Here is a 21,304-nt window from a genome sequence, read left to right on the forward strand (position 1 = left end):
AATGTACACAACGTTCCAGCCCCTGTCAATGTAACCGTTATACGAAACAGAGATTGGATTTTATACAATCCTAACACAAAAAATCCGGAGAACACGAATGTTCTCCGGATTAGGCCCTGCGAATGTTATCCAATCACGACTTAGGAAGGTGTTCCGCCGCCGCCATTATTACTGTCGTCCGAGCCATTGTTTCCTTCGGATCCCGGATTGTTCGGGATATCCTTGGCCAGATCCGGTGTTGTGGACTGAGTATCCTCAGGCTTGCCTTGAATACGCACACGCACATCTCCGATAGAATCGATCACTGGCTCTCCACCTTCATGGACAACCCCTTCAGATTCCTCCGGCTTGCCATCTTCAGACAGGTAACCCTGCTCGATCAGTTCTTTGATCTGATCGAGCTCCAGTGTTTCCTTCTCAAGCAAAGTGTTGGCAATAAGGTGCATTTCCTTGGAATACTTGGTCAACAGTTCTCTACAACGCTCGTAGCACGTGCGGATAAAGTTCTGCATTTCTTGATCAATCTCATAAGCGATGGAATCACTATAATTCTGCTCATGTCCGATATCACGACCCAGGAATACTTGACCTTGGGAGGTTCCGAACTGCAGAGGTCCCAGCTTATCAGACATACCGTACTCCATAATCATGCTGCGAACAATAGACGTAGCTTGCTGGAAGTCACTGTATGCGCCCGTACCGATTTCGCCGATGAACATTTCTTCGGCAACACGGCCACCAAGGAGTCCCGTAACTCTATCAAGCAATTCCTGCTTGGTTGCAAGCATCCGGTCTTCCTTAGGAAGCATAATGACATATCCACCAGCGCGTCCGCGCGGGATAATCGTTACCTTATGCACCATGTCGGCATGCTCCAAGAAGTAACCAGCAATGGTATGACCTGCTTCGTGGTAAGCCACAATGCGTTTCTCGCGGTCGCTGATGACACGGCTGCGCTTCTCCGTACCCACGATCACGCGGTCAATCGCTTCATCCACCTCGCGCATGGAGATGTCCTTACGGTTGCGGCGAGCAGCGAGCAAGGCTGCTTCGTTCAGAAGGTTCTCCAGATCTGCACCGGTGAATCCAGTTGTACGCTTGGCGATTACATCCAGCTTAACATCCTTCGTCAACGGCTTGTTGCGGGAGTGAACTTTCAGTACCGCTTCACGGCCTTTCACATCAGGGCGGTCAACCGTAATTTGACGGTCAAAACGTCCCGGACGAAGCAAGGCTGGGTCAAGAATGTCTGCGCGGTTAGTTGCCGCTACAATGATAATACCTTCGTTGCCGCCGAAACCGTCCATTTCAACGAGCAACTGGTTGAGTGTTTGTTCACGCTCATCATGTCCGCCGCCAAGTCCAGCGCCACGCTGACGTCCGACTGCGTCGATCTCATCGATAAAGATGATACATGGAGCATTCTTCTTAGCATTTTCGAACAAGTCACGAACACGGGAAGCACCGACACCGACGAACATTTCTACGAAGTCGGAACCGGAGATACTGAAGAACGGTACGCCAGCTTCACCGGCTACGGCACGAGCAAGTAGTGTTTTACCTGTTCCCGGAGGACCTACAAGCAGTACGCCTTTAGGAATCCGAGCGCCAACAGCCGCGAATTTGCGCGGATCTTTGAGGAATTCCACGACTTCGACGAGCTCTTGTTTCTCCTCATCGGCACCAGCTACATCCTCGAAAGTAACACGCTTCTTCTCTTCATTATATAACCGGGCTTTGCTCTTGCCGAAATTCATAACCTTGCCGCCGCCACCCTGCGCCTGATTGAACAGGAAGAAGAACAGGATGAACATAATAACCAGCGGGATAATGGAGGAGAGGAATGTCAGCCAAATGCTGTCGCCTTGCATCTTCTTCTGCTCATATTGTACGCCGTGCTCATCACTGGCCTTAACCAATTCGTTAAGAGCAGAATCTGTAGGAGGGATATATGTGGAGAAGCTTTTGGACTTTTTGTCTGCTGGCAGCTCTTTATACTCACCTGTAACCAGGAACGCGTTGCCTTCAAACTGAACCGTCACACTCTTCACATTATCGCTCTTGATTTCCTGTCTTAACTGGTCATATCTAGGGAAATCGGCGGATTCATTTCCATTGCTTACAAACTGGACAATACCCACCACGACTAAAAATAAAATCAAATAAAAACCAGAATTCCGGATGAACCGATTCATCCCCTACCTCCTCTCACAACACTCAAGTTATTGTACCATAGCCTGTCGGGACACCTCAAATAAGGGAAGTCCTGGGAATCTGATCGCCAGCTGTATGGCTGCCAATAGTTTAATTCGAATAAATCTCAGGCTTCAGTACGCCGACGTAAGGGAGGTTCCGATACCGCTCGGCATAATCCAATCCGTAGCCCACAATAAATTCATCGGGCAATACAAACCCCGTGTACTCTGCTTCAAGGTTGACTGTACGTCCCGCAGGTTTGTCGAACAGGGTAACTACTGCGACTGATTTGGCATTGCGATTACGCAGCAGCTCGATCAGATAGCTGAGCGTAAGACCGCTATCGATGATATCCTCAACGATCAGCACATCACGGCCCTCTACCGACACATCAAGATCCTTGATGATTTTGACAACGCCGGAAGACTTTGTAGATGCTCCATAGCTTGATACCGCCATAAAGTCCATTTCCAGAGGTACTGTAATGACTTTAACCAAATCTGCCATAAATATAAACGCACCTTTTAGAACACAGATTACTAAAGGATTGCGTCCTGCATATTCCTTGCTTAGCACAGTGCCAAGCTCCTTGATTCTCTGTTGAATTTCCTCTTCGCTGATTAAAACCTCTTTAATATCGTTTTGCAACTTGCGAGACCTCCTAAGTTATACTATGAAAGACTTACTTCGACCATTACGTTTCTTCGATCCCGTCACTGTCTTCCAGCGACAGGAGAAGGACCGCGGCCGTATGCCGCCCTACTGCGGCATGCATCGAGCGTCTTACGCCCGGAATCCAGACGATATTGCCCAAACCATCGCACACGAGGGGAATTACAGATCGCTCGGAAGAAGGTATTTTATCATCAATGTAAATATCTTTTACCTTTTTGCTTCCGTTTAATCCCATAATCTTAATGATATCTCCAGGTAATCTGGATCGGACGGTCAGCGGGAAGACCAATTCATCAAGGTCAAACCATGCCGACATCACTTCAGACTGCTCCCCACGTAAAAAAAAGCTTTCTCTCTCCAGCACCGTCATCGTCATCACTTTCCCAATCTCACCGAGCAAAAGCCGGGTCTGGGGCAAAGAAATCCGATATGTATAGCTTGCCTGCCGCTTCAAGGGCTTGGACGAGAACAACATCAAGTCATATTGCCGGACACAGGTAAGTCCCCCACCCAGATCGAGACTCCAAGTCGTAGGATATTCCTGTAATGTCCGCCGCCGCACAGATTCAATTTTTGAGAAATCCGTAATGGAAGAATCCGCCGACAGATAATTTAATATTAGTTTAATCAAACGCCGTTGTAAAGCCAAGGGTACAGCCGCAAAGGATACCCTTTCAAATGTATAATTTCCGTTATTTACGGAAACCAGTTCATCAAAGCATCTGGCAGCAGCTTCTTCCATATAATCGTCCTCAGATCCGGCAATATCTGCCAGTTGAAGCAAAGACTGTCCCAAGTGTCCACTGTAACTTTCCAGGAAAGGCAGCACCTCCAGCCTCACGGCATTCCTCGTATATTGCGTCAGCAGATTGCTGGCATCTTCCGCATAGGGATATCCATTCTCCTGGCACAGGCCCACAAGGGCCGTTTTGTTAATACGGAGGAATGGTCGAATGAGTTGCACCTTTTTTTCCGTCCGCTTCCATCTCATGCCGGCCAGCCCCGAGAGCCCGCTTCCACGCAACAGCCGCATCAGTACAGTCTCAGCCTGATCATCAGCATGGTGGGCCAGTGCGACAGCTTGAGCTCCATACCGGTGAGCAGTATCAATAAGAAACTGATAACGCTTCTCCCGGGCTGTGCCTTCTGGGCCTAGGCCACTGTCCTTTGTCAGAGAGGGAATATCAAACTCCGCCATTTCGAAAGGAATGCCCAGCCCTACCGCCAACTGGCGAACAAGCTCTGCCTCTTCTTCCGACTCCACCCTGAATCCATGGTTTACGTGGGCACATATTAATTTTAAAGGTGTCCGATTTGCCGCGATTTCATGCAGCACATGCAAAAGAGCCACAGAATCCGAGCCACCGGATACTGCGACTACTATGGTGTCATGAGGCGACCACAGCTCATGCTCAGCTGCAGACTCCAGTACAGCATCCACCAGTCCGTTCATTTGCTCCATATGCGGCTCCCTTCCCGCCCGGCCGTTTGCACAGGTTCATATACCGGCAATCCTTGATCCATAGCCGGCAGTATGTATAATTTTAAAATCGCAGTAGCCAATAAATTGTAAAGGCCAGCATGAATAAAGACAAGCCAAACGCATTCTTCAACCAACGGGGAGTGGCCATATTCTCCGGTCTAGCCTTACGCGAGCCGTATATATGATTCTTCCAAATCTCCATAGCCTCGGCTGAGCCGCTGAATCCACCTTTTAGCGCATGACAAATCCAGGAAGACAACTTCTTGTCTGGCAGGCTGCGAGCCAGCTTCAACAGCTCATCCACACTTCTCGTCTGCGGAAGCTGCTGAGCCGCACTCTTCAGACCTTGTTCATTGAGCAAGCGAAGACAGAGAACGGCAAAGGCAAACAGATCATACGCCTCATCCCCGGTCCGGCTGCCGGCATTCCAGAAGCCGCGGTCATGCCATTCGGTGAATTGCTTCACACTGCGCCCCATTGGACTTGCGCCGCCAAAGTCTATCAGCTCGGCTTCTCCAACGTCAGAAACCATAACATTCTCCGGCTTTAGATCACCAAAGACAAATCCGCATTCATGAAGCCTGCGCAACTTATCAAGCAGCTTCAGGCCCACAAGCCCAAGCCAATCCGGTCCGTTCCTGGAGAGAAAATGATGCAGCGGTCTGCCCTGCACATATCTCATTACATAGAACGGCTTATTATCGTCTTCCATGTAATCATCTGCTTCTAGCAGATAGGAAGACAAAGGTGATTCCCGCTGGGCGCGGAATTCATTGCGCTTCCGGCGGGACTGCAAGGAAGTGAGCACGTTGATCTCGGATTGCAAATCAAGCGCATCGTATCCCATCTTCAGTGCATAGTATTCCCGTCTCCCTTGTCGCTGCACAAGATAAACGGTTCCATTCGCGCCCCTGCCCAGCAATCGCTGTATCACATAACGGTTTCCCCGCCATTTCCCGGTGATAACGGTGCCGAGAGGATAAGGCGGATTAGACGACATACCCACCAATCATCCCTTCTCTTTCATCTGGATCTTCAAGCATCCGGCGTCCTTGATGTCCATCCAGTGTATCATAACGGTAATGCTCAAGCACCTTGAAAATCGCTGGCCCTGTAGGAGTAGCGCCTTTCATCCGCAGCTTGGAGAACAAAGAGCGGACACCAGACACGTTGCTGGTCCAGTCCATATCAAGCTCTGCATCCTCACTGCTGGAGCGTCCGGGAAAATGAAAAACAGCAATCTCGCTTTTGCCTTCTCGTGCTTCCAAACTAAGCGCCAGATCTCGGATAGCATCCTCTACTGCAGCAAGCTTGGGCTTCATGCTCGCGCTAGCATCAATGAGCAGAGCAATGCGCAGCGGGGAAGTCTCCGTCAACTCGTCTACGACATTGACAACTTGAGAACGCTGTAGCGGCGGCAACTCTTCCAGCGAGCCATCACCCAGTATTTTTTTCACCTCTTTATTAACCGCCCGCTGAATGGTCTGAACTACGGTTTTGCGCGTCATCATCTGTATCGTTTGAGCCAATTGCGGTGTTCCGACTATACGACTCAGCCCCCCTCCGGCCTTCGCAATATCGGCAATCTCCCGGCTACCCAGCTCGCCAATGGTTCCATGATCAATCACACCGACCACGTTAACGGTGATTCCCTCCTGCAGGGCATGCGCCGCTGCCATCACCGGACTTTCCCCCACGTTCGAACATCCGTCTGTAATGAGCAGAATCTGCTTCATAACCATTCACTCCCCTTTGTTTGAAACCTCTGTTTCTAGCATGTCCAGAAATGAGAGATTTCAAACTCGCATTTTGTGAGGTGAAAGGCTTTTAGAAAGAATGTGAATAAAGGGGAACTGCGAGAAATGTTGGGCTTTCGATCGCTGTTGTCCCCGGATTTATTCAATAGTGATTTATAAGTGAAAATCCGGTGACAAAGGCGAACGCTTCGCTTCTACAGCTCCAAAATTTCTCTCCGTTCCATACCTTTCACTTTTTCAAAAGCCTAACCCTACCACAAATTGCGGTGTTTGGGTGGGGGGAACAAGTGGTGGCGAGTCATCATTTCATTCGACTCGGCAGGCAAAAGCAAGGGCAAGTGCTTGAAGTGCAACAAGTGCGGAAGCAAAACACTGCCTAAGCTTGTGCAACATTAGAAGGCTGATGCTATAGAAGTCTAGATAACAATAGAACAGAGCAGTTGTACTCTAGCTCACCGTACGCGGGCGCTCCATACGCCCGATTCCAGGCAGCTGCAGGCTGGACCATTCCGGATGATAATGGTCAATCCGACTGACGACAATGGTCATATCATCATGGATTTCATTCCCTTGGTAACGGATGACCTTCTCCAGAAGGATGTCAGCCATGTCCTGCGGATCATCGCCCTCAAGCTCCTGTATCATCCGTTTCATCCATATCTCTTTATTAACGGCATATCCTGGTGCATCATAAATACCGTCGGTCATCATAATGAGAATATCACCCGGATGAAGCTGCAAGGTGACCAGATCCACCTCCATATCTTGAATAATACCAATAGGTAGATTGCTGGCTGTCACTGGAATCACCTCGCTGCCCCGCCGGATAAAGCTCGGCGCAGAGGCGATTTTCATAAAAGTGGTCTGTGCGGAATATTGATCAATTAGCGCCATATCTACGGTGGCATAGAACTCGTCAGGGGAACGAAGCATCAGCACCGAATTAACGGATTTGACTGCCAGTTTCTCGTCCATACCGGATTGCAGCAGCTTCTCCAGCATTCCCAGTGCCGCGCTACTCTCCATTCGCGCACGCTCACCGTTGCCCATTCCATCACTGATGGATACAGCAAAGGTTCCGTTACCCAGTTCTACTGTGCTGAAGCTGTCACCTGACAGTAAATCTCCCCCTTTGGCAGCATTGGCCACCCCGGTATTTACCTCATATGCTTTTGCTGATCCGAACGTAACCATCGAAAGCCCTTCACGGGGATGTACTGCCGTCTCGCTCATGACAGCTATGTTCTCATTAAGAATATCCGAGAGCAACGGAGCAATCATTTTGCGGCATTCATCGAACCCGCGTGTATAGGCATGAAGCACCTCGATTTCCACACGACCAGGATCAAGGCTTAATATATCAATGCTATGGATGGACAAGCCCAGCTTCTCCAAGGCTTCACGGATCTGGCTTTCCTGGCGATACATTGCCTGTCCCTCCCGCTTAATTTCTTTGGCCAGGTCCTCCATCACCTGGGAGACGCCAGACAGTTGCTCGGCAACAAATTGCCGGCTGTCGTATATTTGTCTTTTCCACCGCATATCATGCTGGTAAAGGCCGTATTGACCCTTCATGAACTCCAGAACTTCACCGGTCTTACCGCAAATCCGGCTCCATTCAGGAGGAAGCTGAGTGGCTGTGACATCCGGGCATTCCTCTACAGTGCTCATCATATCGGTCATATAACGATAGGTCTGATAGAATTTCGCATCCCAGCAATGACCGCGGCGTACGCACCCGGCGCAGACGTTGTCTGTCACCGTACTCATGAAATCTTCCATCTCACGTTCGGCTGTTCCCAACTCTCCGGCATGTGATATTTGCCCGAAGCTGCTGGACAGCTGGCGGAATACCTGCGAAAACTGTGTCACCCTTTCTGCCGTAATATCCCGAACCCTGCGGGCATACTCATGCTGAGATCGACTATGATCGGCTGTTCCCGGCACATATTTGGCGATTGCCGAAATCATGCTGCGCGGAGTCAGAAGAAATAACACCACCGCTACACAAGTCTCCCATGTTGAAGCCATCATATCACCCGGACCCGTGAAATAAACGGATAGAATACTTGAGCCTAGTAGCATTCCGATAGAAACCGCACCTTTCCGGCCACCCTGCATCATGCCCGCCAGCATCCCGGAAAAAGCCAGCAGGCTCATCTGATAAATCGCCCCAATATCGGCCAGGCTGAGAATTAGCCCTGTAACTACCCCGACAGCGGCCCCTAGCGGGGCACCGCCAGCCATTGCAAACAATAGAATTAGATATCGAGAAAGAATATGCTCTAAAGACAGCCCCCCTATAGACCAGCCGACGAGCCCGGTCATTACGGAGGCAAGCAATATAATTAAGCAGAGAATTTCCTCATTGCGCAGTGATCGGCTCTTCTGCCGAAAGGTCAATAGTGGAAGCGCCTGCACGAATACCAGTGTCAGGACAAATCCGAGCCCTGCGTCGAGGGTCATCATCATCATTGGATACCAGGTGAATGAAGGGCCAATTACGATTTGAAACAGACCCACCATAAAAGATGATACGAAAACCATAAGCGGTGCATAAGAGAGATCAATGCGCTGGAAGCTTTCCATTCCCTTGTAGACCAGCATAAAAATAATCAGTTCTGCGGTGATTACCAGACCCCCAGGGAAAGGCGTAAAGAGGCTGCCTGCGATAATCGCTGCGGCCACGGGAAGCATAGAATCTCTGCGTATAAACATAATGACGGCAAAATAAGCAGCAGCGAACGGGGACAGCTCATTCAGGATGGTAGCTCGTCCAAGCAGGAATCCCATGACACTGAGGAGCAGCATCCATTTCTTCGCAGATAGAAGCTTAAGGGTACGCTGATTCTGAGCCCATGTCTTCAGGCGCGATCCCAAGTCCTCTTTTTGTGCTTTGTCCTTGTTTCCTGTTCTTGTCCACTCCGGCAAATTAACCACATTGCTTTTACTCATTACTCTACACCACCCGTTTCCAAATTTATGGTTTTCATTATATAGTGGCGGTTCTGAGAAAGTTTGTCAGAAACGGAAGGTAAGTGATAAGAAATTTCCGACAAAAAAGCCTGTCCCGACAAACCTCGGAAAAAGCCCTTTATTCCTTATGGGACAGCGACTTACTCAGCTTGATTAGTCGCAACGTCCGACTGTTACCAGTGAAAGGCGGCAGGCATTCGCCAGCGATTGCCCTAATGTAATGTGAGATTGGCAAGGATGCTGTCGCCGATTTGGCGGTCCCCGACAAAAAAAGTTAAGGGTCGTGAATCCTTGCCCGCACACTACACAAAAAACAAAAAAACCGCAAAGGGCCAAAAGCCCCTGCGGTTATTTATGATGTTCAAGTTTGGGATTATACGCGCTTGGCTCCACGGCCTCCACGTTTTCCTTCTGTGTTCTTCTTAATCGAAGACATGCGCTCTTCGCTGTCTTTCAGGAAGCGTGACATTTTATCCTCGAATGAAGGTTTACCGGCTGCAGGCTTGAATGGACGCCCTCCCCGTTCACGATTAAATCCACCGCCTCCACCACCGTTGCCTCCACCGCCGCCAAAACGGTCTCCACCGCTTGGACGTTCAGGTCTTGGTGCTCTTGGGGGACGTACTTCCGATGCCGGCTTATCAACGGCCTGCTTGATGGAAAGTCCGATCTTGCCGTCCTTGTCGACGTTGATCACCTTGACTGTTACTACATCACTAATCTTCAGATGATCGTTAACATCCTTGACGTAATTATCGGCGATTTCCGAGATGTGAACGAGACCTGTGACACCTCCTGACAGATCCACAAATGCTCCGAAATGCGTGATGCCTGTCACCTTGCCTTCTAACTTGGTGCCCACTTCAATTGCCATAGAATAAAATGATCCTCCCTTAAAAATATACAGACGAATATTAAGGTCATCCTGTCTGCGGTGATTTGATTATACAGTAAAGAGAAGAGCAAGGCAACAGAGCGAAAAGCCCTTTTGACCTGCTTTATTTCTCTGATTGCTCTGTTCGGATCGGAGTCTCCCCCTGAGGGTAAATATTATACCATTTACGCGCCAATTGGCCGATATACTCATCATCATTCAGCCTGGATACATCATATTTCAGTTGATTCAGAGTTTTGGTAATACTATCCTTGGTCTCCTGCTTCTTAGCCAGATCGGCACTCTTGTCCGCGATTAGCGCGTGTTGAGAAATGAAAATATAACCCGCCCAGCCGAAAAAAACCGCTACAACGACCAGCCAGATCAATTTCCTCCGCTTCGCACCGGCAGCCGAAGCTTTATTCGCATTCTTCTCTTCTGCAGAAAATCTGTTCATGCTGCGTCCCCCTCTTCAAGGTCAGCGTTTCCATCGGGTGGTCAGCCAAGTAGTAATTGTTGTCATCCATGTGCTATGAACAAGCCGTGCCCAATAGGGAGAAAGCCATCTAACAGGCAGTATCCAAAGCGGCTTCGTTAGACGCAAGAGCAGCTTGAGAATAAACAGCGCAATACGTCCGAGCAGCGTCAGTATCCCTTTGAGAAGGCGCCAGAGCCACAGAAGCGGCATCCCGATCAGGATGGTTACAAGCTTCCAAAGGAATTTGAACACAGAATGAACCAACTGAATTAACATTACCACAAAACGCCGCACCGTAACACTGAAGATCAAAAAATAGATCCATACACCCAGAAATAGACCAAGGAACGCATAGAACCGCAATTGCCCCTGATTACCTGCATACAGAAGACGAAACACAAGCAGGGCGGCCCACAGCCAGTACAGCAAATCCAGAGCGGCGCATAGCCAGTTGGGAAACCTTAACTTGAACGACAGCACCCGGTAGCCGTCATAGGCGAGTCCCATTGCCGCCCCGGCCAGCATCATGTAGAGCAGGGTTACCCATTGGACCCCGGGGTTCATTTAAAGAGCTTGCCGATAATTCCCTTGTTTTTGCCCTGCGAACCGGGATCAAGATAAATCAATGAATGAACGTTGCCTTCCAGCGACAGGAGTCCGTTTTCCAGGCTGAGATTTTTGATATGTAAATGGCTCCCGCGGATGGTGAGATGGCCGAGTTCTGTACGCAGCAGAAACTCCTCGCTGTCGAAACTTTCCACATTCTGCACACCTGTCAATTCCAGATGCTTGCGGTCGTGCATATGCAGATCATGCTGCTTATTGACTTTTCCTGTTTCAACCATAGCATGTACCCCTCCTTCTTACCTCTAATCTATGGTGGGGAAGTTCAAGATAGAACAGGAGCTTGTTTTAAAAAAACATGCTGAGTATCTCTGAAGTCACCTTATCTACGCAAAAAAAGCGCAACTCTACAATAATGTAAAGTTACGCTTTCTTTCATCAGGCATCCGTATAAGCTAAGTTACCGGCACTTACCACTCCAGCCCGTTGCTCTTGGCAACCGGCTCTTCCCGGAGCAGGGTATACATCCCGGCGGCTTCGTCCTTGCGGGTCGTCTCCACCAGTTTTTCTACCTTGACCGTTACCAGCTTCTGACCGAACTGCACTGTAATCTCATCGCCGAGCTTTACTGTGCTGCTGGGTTTGGATTCCCGTCCGTTAATCAGCACCCGACCTTGTTCGGACACATCCTTGGCCACCGTACGGCGCTTAATCAAACGGGAGACTTTCAGAAATTTGTCGAGACGCATTAGTTGACAGCTTCTTTAAGCTTGTTACCTGCCTTGAAGGCCGGTACAGTCGATTCAGGGATTTCAATGGTTGTGCCCGTTTGCGGGTTACGGCCTGTACGACCGGAACGTTTGCGGGTTTCGAAAGTGCCGAAACCGATCAATTGGACTTTATCGCCTTTAGCCAGAGCTTCGGTGATTTCACCCAGGAATCCATTCAGTACTGCTTCTACGTCTTTCTTTGCCAATCCGTTTTTCTCGGAAATGTTGTTAACCAGATCTGTCTTGTTCATAGTTTAAGGTTCCTCCTAGGATACGAAAAAATAAATGAAACGAGATTTACTGCCATTATCTGCCGCAAATCGCCATTTCGTCTTTATGATATTCTGGATGCCACCCGAAAATCCTGCCACGACTCGCCGTTTTTTTGAAAAGCGGGCTTCTTCCTTCCCGGCAAGAAGAGGGTTAGCAGAGTATAGCACTATTACATTATAAACTGCAATCCCTGCTTCAAATCAAAGATTCATAGCCGCTATATTCACAGCATAGCCGCTTCTTCGCGTATATATACGGCTAGGGAGCTTTTGATCGATCCCCGAGCGTGAAGCAGCTACTGCAGGCCTTTCCTGCAGGACCGCCGTTACTTGCGCTCCTGGACCTTAGCCTCCTGCCAGAGGGCCTCCATCTCATCCAGACTGCTGTCCTGCACGCTTTTTCCCTTGCTGCGCAGGCTTTGTTCGATATATTGGAACCGCTGGACAAATTTACGGTTGGTGCGAGTCAGCGCGTCTTCCGGATCGGCACCGATAAACCGGGCCACATTGGTGGCCGCAAAGAGCAGATCGCCAAGCTCCAGGATCTGATCCTCCGCAGGGGCTCCACTAGCAATGGCCTCCTGCAGCTCGTCGGCCTCCTCGCGGACCTTCACCAGGCAGTCTTGTGCATTGTCCCAGTCAAAGCCTACCTTGGAGGCTTTCTTCTGCAGCTTATAGGCCTTCATCAAGGCTGGCAAATCGCGAGGAACGCCATCAAGGACAGACTGCTCCTCCGGCTTCACACCCTTGCGCCGCTTCTCCTCTGCTTTCATACCTTCCCAGTTCTGAAGCGCCTCATCTGCATTGCCAGCCTGACGGTCGCCGAACACATGGGGATGACGGAACACCAGCTTGTTATTCAGTCCCTCAATGACGTCAAACACGTTGAACGTCCCCACTTCTTCTTCCATCTGAGCGTGCAGCATAATCTGCAGCAGCAGGTCGCCCAGTTCCTCCTTCATATGGTCCGGGTCATCTTCATCAATGGTTTCCAGTACTTCATAGGTTTCTTCGATCAGGTTCTTACGCAGAGACTCATGAGTCTGCTCTTGGTCCCAAGGGCAGCCCTCCGGGCTACGGAGAATATCGACAATTTCATGTAAACGGGCAAAGGTGCGATTACGCACGTCTTCCGAACGGTTCGCCGGAACATAAATCAGCGACAGGTTGCCGTACCCGTCCAGACGGTCCAACTCGTAGAGTGGCACCTTCAGAATTTGCTCCTCGTTCTCCACACCCAGCGCATGCCCAACCACAACCTCGTATTCAGGCGGATATAGCTCCATCAGGCTCAGCTTGGTCTCCGAAGCGGTGAAGGTATCATACACCTGACCAATCAGGGTGTGCAGCTCAGGCTGAAGGTGTGAGCGGCGAATACCGGAAGCATCCAACAGCTGGAACCCTTCGATAGGGTCAAAACCGAGCCGGACAAAGGCCTCGTCTAAGAAGCTCTCGCCACCCAGAATCTGCAGCTCTATCCCCGACTCGGGGCAGCGCTGCCGGAGTAAAGAAACCGCCGATTCCGCAACCATGGGATGTCCCGGCACGGCATAGACAATTTCTGTGCCGTGCTCCCCAGCAGAAGCCTCTTGAATCAGACGGGAAGCGATAGCCTCATAGACCTCGGGAAACGAGGACAGTGACTCGTATAATCCGTCGAAGGACTGCCACTCAATCTCCAGCTCCGCAAGCGCGGACATCACCGGGTGTTCCTTGGTGCGTACGTACACGGTGGAAGCTGCCTTCAGCTTCTTGATAATACCCAGCGTCAGCCGGTCGGGATTGCCGGAACCCAGTCCGACAATCGTTAATGATGCACTCATGCCTGTTCATCTCCTTGTTGGCCCTCTCTAGCCGTAAGAACGGGCAGAGGGCACTCTATCCTTGAATGTTCTTCCGGCTCGCTGCGCGAGGCCAGAAGACAGTGAATGGTTCATTTATGATACGCTAGCGGAACAGCCGTAGCTTTCTAAATCCCTTCGCCAGCGATGGGCCGATGCCCGGAAGCTGGCGCAGTTCGCTCTCGCTGAGCAGCCGCAGGACGATCGCACCCACGGCGAAGACGACGCAGCCGGCCGTCACGCCGAGCAGGCTTTGGGCCAAGCTGGCGGTACGCCCGCCCGCCAGCCCTGCCGCCGCGAACAGCGCGTCAGCTCCATAGCTGACAGCCGCAGCGGCGGCAGCCAAGCCCGCGAGCAGCAGCGCGGGCTTCACCAGGGCATCTGCGAGGCGAAGCCGCAGATAGCCCTGGCGGTGCAGCAGCAGCACGTTCAGCGCTGCTGCCAGCAGGTGCGCGGCCACACTGGCGATGGCCGCGCCGGTAATGCCCTGCTGCGGGACAAGCAGCAGGTTGAGGGCCGCCTTGAGCCCCGCGGCGGCCAAGAGATGTATGGCTGGGGCGCGCACATGCCCCAGCCCCTGCAGCAGCGCCGCCGAGATGATGCTGACTGTGCTGCCGGCAGCGGTGAAGGCCAGCCAGATCATCGTGCTGCTGCCGGCAGTATCGCCGTAGAGCGCGATGTTAATCGGCTCAGCCAATACTGCAAGCCCCACCGCTGCAGCCAGACCCAAGAGCCAGAACCAGCGTAGCGACAGGCTGCAGCGGGTCTCCACCAGCTTCAGATCGCCGTTGTACTTGGCTTCTGCCAGTGCGGGAATGAACACAACGGATAGCGAGGTGGCAAGCATGGTCACAATCTGCACAAGCGGCAGGCCGCGGTTATAGATCCCAAACTGCGCCATGGCCGCACTTTCACTAAGACCCTCCGAGAGTAGGCGAGGCACGGTGAATACGTCGACCAGCCCGATCAGTGGAAGGGCTAGCGCACCCAGCATTACAGGGACCCCATAGGACAGCAGACTGCTGACCTTGATCCCTGAGGCTTGTCCGGGCCGAATCCTAGCCCCACCCTGGGGTCCTGTTACTTCTGCGGTAGCCGCTACTTCTGCCGCGGCGGGAAGCCCGGTACTGCGGCGGTGCCTCCGCCAATACAGCAGCATTACCAGTAAGCCAGCGGCTCCACCTCCCGCGGAGCCAAGCAGAGCGCCGGCAGCAATACTCTCCACTCCCGCCCCGTGTGAAGTCAGATAGAGCAGCAGCACGATCATTACCGCTACGCGGACCGACTGCTCCACAATTTGTGACACCGCAGTGGGGGTCATATTGTGGAGACCCTGGAAATAACCCCGTAATGCAGCCATGACCGGAACGAACACAAGACCCCACGATGCGCTACGTAGCGCTGGAATGACATGGGAACTGCCCACCCATACAGCAATAAGCGGCGCACCGACATAAGTCAGGAGGCCAAGCACCAAGCCAAAGAGACCCGTAATCAGCGTGGACAACAGAAGGATTCTGCGCCCTTCACCTTCCCGTCTTCCGGCGGATGCCTCTGCCACGAATTTGGATATGGCTGAAGGCAAGCCCAGCATGGCGATGGTTATAAGCATGGTGTACAGCGGATAAACCGTATTGTAGATGCCGAATACGGCATCACCGCCCAGATTTTGCAGCGGAATTTTTTGCAAAGTGCCAATCAGCTTCGAGATAATCGCCGCTGCACTAAGAATGAAGGCTCCCTGAAGCAACCGGGATGCTTGTGTTGTCGATTTCATGAGATTACCTGCTTCTAACGCTGAATTTGGAAAGAAACGTGACTGCCATCCAGTCAAAAACAAGCTTAATTATAACGTATGTATGCCCTGAACGACAAAACTCCCGCTTTCCTTTGTACATCATACCAAAAGGAGAGCAGGAGCCATAGTACCGTAGATATTACTGTTCCATCTGCTTGCCCAAAAATGCAGCAGCCGTTTCAGTCATTTTGACTTCCATCTGGGACATTTTCACCGAATCATCCTTGTTGAGCATCACTACACAGCCGATCGGATCGCCTCCGGAAATAATCGGGGATGCTACATAAGAAGACAGCAATTCTGTGTGGTCTTTACCGATCTCGTAATTACCACCGTTCGTTTCCAGCACGGTTTTGCGGCCATCCATTACCTTTTCCAGTAGCGGACCCACTTGCTTCTCCAAATACTCTTTCTTGGAACCGCCAGCAAGCGCAATGAAGGTATCTCGGTCCGCGATTATTGTAATATGACCCGTGCTTTCATACAGTGACTCGGCATATTCCTTGGCAAAATCGCCAAGCTCGCCGATTGGAGAGTATTTCTTGAGGATGACTTCACCATCGCGGTCAACGAAAATTTCAAGAGGGTCTCCTTCCCGGATACGAAGCGTCCGTCTAATTTCTTTTGGAATCACCACTCGTCCGAGGTCGTCAATACGTCGTACAATTCCAGTAGCTTTCATTCACATGTTGCCCCGCTTTCTTAAGAAGTATTGTTCAACTACTGTCCATTATGGGAATGGATAATCCCAGTGATTTATCGTAATATCTGCCCATAGTATTCATCTCTTCCCAGTTCCTTATACATATCATTGCCTGTATAAAAAATCTCGGGCAAACTGTGCCGATTGCTGTGAATAGCCTGAATAAAACAAAAAAATACCGCCCACAGGGGCGGTATTTGAAACAGAATCAACGAGGCTTTCTGTAGTGTGTATTGAATGTTAAAGGGAGCTTGTCCCGGCTTATTCAGCGGCCTTTGTTGCCTCCGGAGATGCACTTGGCTCTGTGCCTTTTTCATCAGCAGGGGCAGAGCTCTTCGGCAGGTTGATCTTCTCAATGATGCCGTCGAGTTCCTTCTCCATGAAGTTCTCCAGGCTCTTGGAAGCCAGTGATTCCTTAATGCTGTCCTTCTGCTGGTCAGTCAATTGGTCGAAGGTCTTCTCTGTACGGGACTCTACCTTGATAATGTGATATCCGAATTGGCTTTCAACCGGTTCACTGATCGTGTTCAGCGGCAGGGTCTGTGCAGCTTTTTTAAATGATTCTACATAACTACCCACTTCTTTGTCTTTGTACTCGCCACCCGTTTCCTTGGAACCCGGATCGTCGGAGTATTTCTTCGCAACCTCTGCAAAATCGGCTCCGCCATCAAGCTCTGCCTTTACTTGCTTTGCGAGCTTCAAAGCATCCTCTTTGCTGCGTTCCTTCTTGTCGGCATCCGTAAAGCCAATCAGGACATGACGCAAACTGGCTACCGTAAAGTCGCCCTTTGTCGCTTCAAATTCCTTCTTCACATCGTCATCCGAGACTTTGAGCAGTTCATCCTTGTACACAGTCAGTACACGCAACATATATGCATGGATATCGTCTTCCGTGATTCCCTGCTGTTTCAAAGTATCTTTATACGTTTTGCCAAGGCCTTTCTTCATAGCCTCAATTTGAGCATCGGCTTCCTTCTTAGCTTCCTTCTTGGCCTCATCCGTAGCTTTACCAGCCAAATAATCAAAGGCTACCTCTTGCTTAAGGATGGACTCCTTGAAGGCATCAATTTGCAAATACTGTGCCTGCTCTGGCGACAGGAATTTCATGATCTTCTGATCCAAATCAAATGCTTTTTCTGTTATTGTACCACCTTTATAAGTAGCAACTGCCGTACTGTTGTCGCCAGCATTGCCCCCTTTGCTGCTGCAAGCGGATAGTACAGAGAAGGAAAGAGCCGCTGCGAGTGATACGAGCAGCACTTTCCAGGTTTTTTTGTTATTTAACGACATTGTGAAGTTCTCCCTTCGATTTGAAAGCCTGTTTGACTTCCTCCAGGAATTGCTCAAGCAAGTCAAGCAGCTCTTTGTCCCCGAGTCCTTTCGACTTGACCCGGATGACAGCTTTGGCATCCTTTTCAAATTGTACACGTCTTTCGAAACGATTTCCAACTTTAGCGAGCTTTGCCGTATCGAAAGCCCCGATTCGATCCTCGTAGAAATTGAGCGACACATCGTCTCCTCGCCGAACCATGGAATCGATGCCGTACATCTTGCCATAGACCTTCAACCGGGCTACAGACAGGAGGTTAACGACAGCCTCCGGCAACTCCCCGAAGCGGTCGAGCAGCTCGTCTTCAAGCTCGGAAGCATCGTCAAAGGCGGAAATAGCTGCTACCTTTTTGTAAATTTCAATTTTTTGGATGCTGTCGTAAATATACTCTGACGGCAGATAGGCGTCAATCGACAAATCAATGACTGTATTGCCTTCCTTCAGCGAAGTGTCTTCCTCGCCAAGTACAGTCACCTTGCGTTTACGGATCTCCTCGGCCAGCATTTGTGAATATAGATCAAAACCCACAGAGGCGATAAAACCGTGCTGCTCTGCCCCCAGCAAGTTCCCCGCTCCACGGATGGAGAGGTCGCGCATAGCGATTTTGAACCCGGAGCCAAGCTCTGTGAACTCCTTGATCGACTGTAGCCGCTTCTCGGCCACTTCGGTCAGAACCTTGTCCCGCTGATACGTAAAATACGCGTAAGCGATCCGGTTGGACCGGCCTACCCGTCCCCTTAGCTGATAGAGCTGGGAAAGGCCCATTTTATCAGCATCATGTACAATGAGCGTATTAACATTAGGAATATCTACCCCGGTCTCGATAATACTTGTGCTGACGAGCACATCGTATTCTCCATCAAGGAAGTCCAGAATGGTCTTCTCCAATTCCTGCTCTGACATCTGGCCGTGGCCGATGCCAACACGAGCTTCCGGTACCAGCATGGAGATTTGTGCAGCCATTTCCTGAATACCTTGGACACGATTATAAAGATAGTAAACCTGGCCACCGCGTGCCAGCTCTCGCTCCACTGCCTCACGAGTCAAAGTATGGCTATGTTCAACGACATACGTCTGTACGGGAAAGCGGTTCTCCGGTGGCGTCTCAATGACTGACAAATCCCGTACCCCGAGCATCGACATGTGGAGTGTGCGGGGAATCGGTGTTGCCGTCAGGGTCAATACATCCACGTTCGTCTTTAACTTCTTCAGCTTTTCTTTATGAGTCACGCCGAAACGCTGCTCCTCATCCACAATCAATAGACCCAGATCTTTAAAGACCAGATCCTGTGAAAGCAGTCGATGTGTCCCGATGACGACATCTACAGTTCCCTGTTTGACACCCTTGATCGTATCATTCTGCTCCTTGCGGCTGCGGAATCGGCTTAGCACCTGAATATTCAAAGGGTAATTAGCAAACCGCTCACGGAAAGTCTCGTAGTGCTGTTGGGCAAGAATCGTCGTCGGCACCAGTACAGCCACCTGCTTGCCTTCAATGGCTGCTTTAAAGGCGGCACGAATAGCTACCTCCGTCTTGCCATATCCGACATCGCCGCATAGCAAACGGTCCATCGGGCGATTCTGCTCCATGTCCTTTTTAATTTCCTCGATAGCCCGCAGCTGGTCACGGGTCTCCTCGTACGGGAATACCTCTTCGAATTCCTGCTGCTCCTGGGTATCCTTCTCAAATCCGTATCCCATCGCGCTTTGACGCTCGGCATACAGCTTGATCAGATCGTCGGCGATATCCTGTACCGAAGAACGCACTTTATTGGTAACACGGGTCCACTCATTACCGCCCAGCTTGTATACTTTTGGCTCCTTGTCTTCGGAACCAACATATTTCTGTATGAGATCAATCTGTTCAATCGGCACAGACAACTTGTCGCCACCGGCATACATAACATGCATATAATCACGGTGGATTCCGCTGACTTCCAGCGTACCGATCCCCATGTATTTACCAATCCCGTGATTTTGGTGAACGACATAATCGCCGATTTTCAATTCCGTATAGCTCTTGATTCGTTCGGCATTGTCCATGCCCTTCGACGCTTTGCGCGCCTTGCGCTGCTTCTGGGAGAACATCTCGCCTTCGGTGATCACCGCAAGGTGAATAGACGGGAGCTCAAAACCAGAACCCAGGTTTCCCTGAACAATGGTTGGCTCCTCAATGCCGTAGTCATACAGGACTCTGCGCACACGCTCAATACGTTCCTCGCCGTTCGCCAGCATGATGACTTTAACGCCGGACTTGTGCCAGCGTTCCATCTCTGATTTCAGGACATTCATCTGCCCGTGGAAATCCTGCATCCCACGGCTAATGAACCCAAGGATGTTCTGGGGCTGAACATGCGGAACTTGGCGGAGAAAGATCGACATGAACAGACTTTGGAATGGACGGTGATACATGACCGTATCAGTCTCTACGGAGAGCTGTAGATCCGGCAGTGTCTTACCGTTCTGCATCAGATGAAGATTCCATTCCGATTCGTCCCGTTCCAACTGCTTCGCCGTTTCCAAAAGCCGTGCCGGCTCGTCGAATACAAGCAGTGTATCCTCCACCATGTAATCATACAGATGGGAACGTTCAGGATACAGCAGACTGATATATTTATAGATTTCCGGAAAATAAGTACCCTGACGCAGCATTTCCAGCTCACGGCCCATTTCCTCCCGCAAACGCAGCTTCGCCTGGCGGTCCGTCATCTTCTCAAGCTGACGTTCCAGTAGAGCAGCCGCTCCAGTAGCTGCCGCTTCCTGACGGGACTTGTCCGCGATGATCTCTTTGGCCGGGGTAATCTTCACACTCCGCACCTTGTCAATCGAGCGTTGATCTCCCGGATCAAAAGTTCTGATAGAATCGACTTCATCGTCGAACAGCTCCACCCGGTAAGCCAGAGCAGAGGTCATTGGATAGAAGTCCACAATACCTCCTCTCACGCTTAGCTCGCCGCGGTTCTCTACCCGTTCCACCCGCTCATAGCCCATTTCGATCATGGACAGCAGGAATTCCTCAAGGTTAAGTGTACCTTCCTGCGTGATTGTCACCTGCGCTTCGGCCATAACATGAGGGGATGGCAGCAGACGGCGCACACCTGAATAAGGGGCGATTACAATGCCCCGGAAGCCCTGAGCACACCGTGTCAGCACATCAATCCGCTGAGCTAGCGTCTCTGGACTGGATACCGCCGCTTCAGCGGCCACCAGTTCATTGGCAGGGTAAAGCAGTACGCGATCTGGAGAAAGCGCTTCCTGCAAGTCATCAGCCATTTTCTGCGCCGAGAACATATTATGTGTCACCACCAGCAGCGGACGTGCTGTCTCTTCATGCAGCGCTGCCAGCATGATCTGCCTTGCAGATCCGGACAAGCCGGATATGAGCTGTTCCTTCATACCTGCTGCAACACCGCGGGTGATAGATTGAAAATCGGGATCTTGGGAAAAAGCTTCTATAAGACCTTGTAACAACAGGCGCACCTCTCTTACTAAACAGGCTGAAGGCGGCTGATGCCGCCTCACCTGTTATGATTGGAATCGAAAAACAAGCCTCAGCTGTAACGCCAAGGCTTGCGGATGACGATAGA

General features: G+C 50.8%; 17 protein-coding genes. All 17 read right to left on the bottom strand.

Translation table 11 applies throughout. The features are described 5' to 3' along the window. Positions 1 to 140: 140 nt before the first annotated feature. Positions 141 to 2,195: an ATP-dependent zinc metalloprotease FtsH gene (gene ftsH / locus ACFORK_RS28125; RefSeq protein WP_379205396.1), complete on the bottom strand. Its 2,055-nt coding sequence runs from the start codon at positions 2,193 to 2,195 to the stop codon at positions 141 to 143. Positions 2,196 to 2,304: 109 nt separating this feature from the next. Continuing rightward, on the bottom strand, positions 2,305 to 2,844 hold the full coding sequence (hpt, locus tag ACFORK_RS28130) for a hypoxanthine phosphoribosyltransferase (RefSeq protein ID WP_379205397.1): 540 nt from the start codon (positions 2,842 to 2,844) through the stop codon (positions 2,305 to 2,307). A 46-nt stretch (positions 2,845 to 2,890) separates the two neighbouring features. After that, positions 2,891 to 4,333: a tRNA lysidine(34) synthetase TilS gene (gene tilS, locus ACFORK_RS28135; protein WP_379205398.1), complete on the bottom strand. Its 1,443-nt coding sequence runs from the start codon at positions 4,331 to 4,333 to the stop codon at positions 2,891 to 2,893. 82 nt (positions 4,334 to 4,415) lie between these two features. Further along, positions 4,416 to 5,354, bottom strand: a complete 939-nt coding sequence (locus ACFORK_RS28140) for a serine/threonine protein kinase (protein ID WP_379205399.1) — start codon at positions 5,352 to 5,354, stop codon at positions 4,416 to 4,418. Beyond that, a complete protein-coding gene (locus ACFORK_RS28145; RefSeq protein ID WP_379205400.1) occupies positions 5,344 to 6,090 on the bottom strand; it encodes a vWA domain-containing protein in 747 nt (248 codons plus the stop codon). The genes ACFORK_RS28140 and ACFORK_RS28145 overlap by 11 nt, the downstream gene beginning before the upstream one ends. Positions 6,091 to 6,558: 468 nt before the next feature. Next, positions 6,559 to 9,066, bottom strand: coding sequence for a stage II sporulation protein E (gene spoIIE, locus ACFORK_RS28150; protein WP_379205401.1), 2,508 nt, complete (start codon positions 9,064 to 9,066; stop codon positions 6,559 to 6,561). Between the two features lie 394 nt (positions 9,067 to 9,460). After that, entirely contained in the window at positions 9,461 to 9,961 is a 501-nt protein-coding gene (locus tag ACFORK_RS28155) for a S1 domain-containing RNA-binding protein (protein WP_175370212.1), read from the bottom strand. Positions 9,962 to 10,085: 124 nt separating this feature from the next. Then, complete coding sequence (locus tag ACFORK_RS28160; protein ID WP_379205402.1) at positions 10,086 to 10,418, bottom strand: FtsB family cell division protein; 333 nt, start codon at positions 10,416 to 10,418, stop codon at positions 10,086 to 10,088. 21 nt (positions 10,419 to 10,439) lie between these two features. Beyond that, on the bottom strand, positions 10,440 to 11,003 hold the full coding sequence (yabQ, locus tag ACFORK_RS28165) for a spore cortex biosynthesis protein YabQ (protein ID WP_379205403.1): 564 nt from the start codon (positions 11,001 to 11,003) through the stop codon (positions 10,440 to 10,442). Next, positions 11,000 to 11,284, bottom strand: a complete 285-nt coding sequence (yabP, locus tag ACFORK_RS28170; protein ID WP_379205404.1) for a sporulation protein YabP — start codon at positions 11,282 to 11,284, stop codon at positions 11,000 to 11,002. Before yabP ends, yabQ begins: the two co-directional genes overlap by 4 nt. Positions 11,285 to 11,473: 189 nt before the next feature. Continuing rightward, positions 11,474 to 11,752 (bottom strand): RNA-binding S4 domain-containing protein, encoded by a 279-nt coding sequence (locus ACFORK_RS28175; protein WP_066367906.1) that lies wholly within the window; start codon positions 11,750 to 11,752, stop codon positions 11,474 to 11,476. Next, on the bottom strand, positions 11,752 to 12,024 hold the full coding sequence (locus ACFORK_RS28180) for an HU family DNA-binding protein (protein ID WP_066367909.1): 273 nt from the start codon (positions 12,022 to 12,024) through the stop codon (positions 11,752 to 11,754). The genes ACFORK_RS28175 and ACFORK_RS28180 overlap by 1 nt, the downstream gene beginning before the upstream one ends. A 347-nt stretch (positions 12,025 to 12,371) precedes the next feature. Next, positions 12,372 to 13,868, bottom strand: a complete 1,497-nt coding sequence (yabN, locus tag ACFORK_RS28185; RefSeq protein WP_379205405.1) for a bifunctional methyltransferase/pyrophosphohydrolase YabN — start codon at positions 13,866 to 13,868, stop codon at positions 12,372 to 12,374. A 124-nt stretch (positions 13,869 to 13,992) separates the two neighbouring features. Next, complete coding sequence (locus ACFORK_RS28190) at positions 13,993 to 15,663, bottom strand: putative polysaccharide biosynthesis protein (protein WP_379205406.1); 1,671 nt, start codon at positions 15,661 to 15,663, stop codon at positions 13,993 to 13,995. Between the two features lie 160 nt (positions 15,664 to 15,823). Further along, entirely contained in the window at positions 15,824 to 16,366 is a 543-nt protein-coding gene (gene spoVT, locus ACFORK_RS28195; protein WP_379205407.1) for a stage V sporulation protein T, read from the bottom strand. 282 nt (positions 16,367 to 16,648) lie between these two features. Beyond that, a complete protein-coding gene (locus ACFORK_RS28200) occupies positions 16,649 to 17,677 on the bottom strand; it encodes a peptidylprolyl isomerase (RefSeq protein WP_379205408.1) in 1,029 nt (342 codons plus the stop codon). Further along, positions 17,664 to 21,188, bottom strand: coding sequence for a transcription-repair coupling factor (gene mfd, locus ACFORK_RS28205; protein ID WP_379205409.1), 3,525 nt, complete (start codon positions 21,186 to 21,188; stop codon positions 17,664 to 17,666). Before mfd ends, ACFORK_RS28200 begins: the two co-directional genes overlap by 14 nt. Between the last annotated feature and the right edge of the window lie 116 nt (positions 21,189 to 21,304).

It is taken from the genome of Paenibacillus sp. GCM10012306, from assembly GCF_042649265.1.
In the GTDB taxonomy this organism is placed as follows: domain Bacteria; phylum Bacillota; class Bacilli; order Paenibacillales; family Paenibacillaceae; genus Paenibacillus_AQ.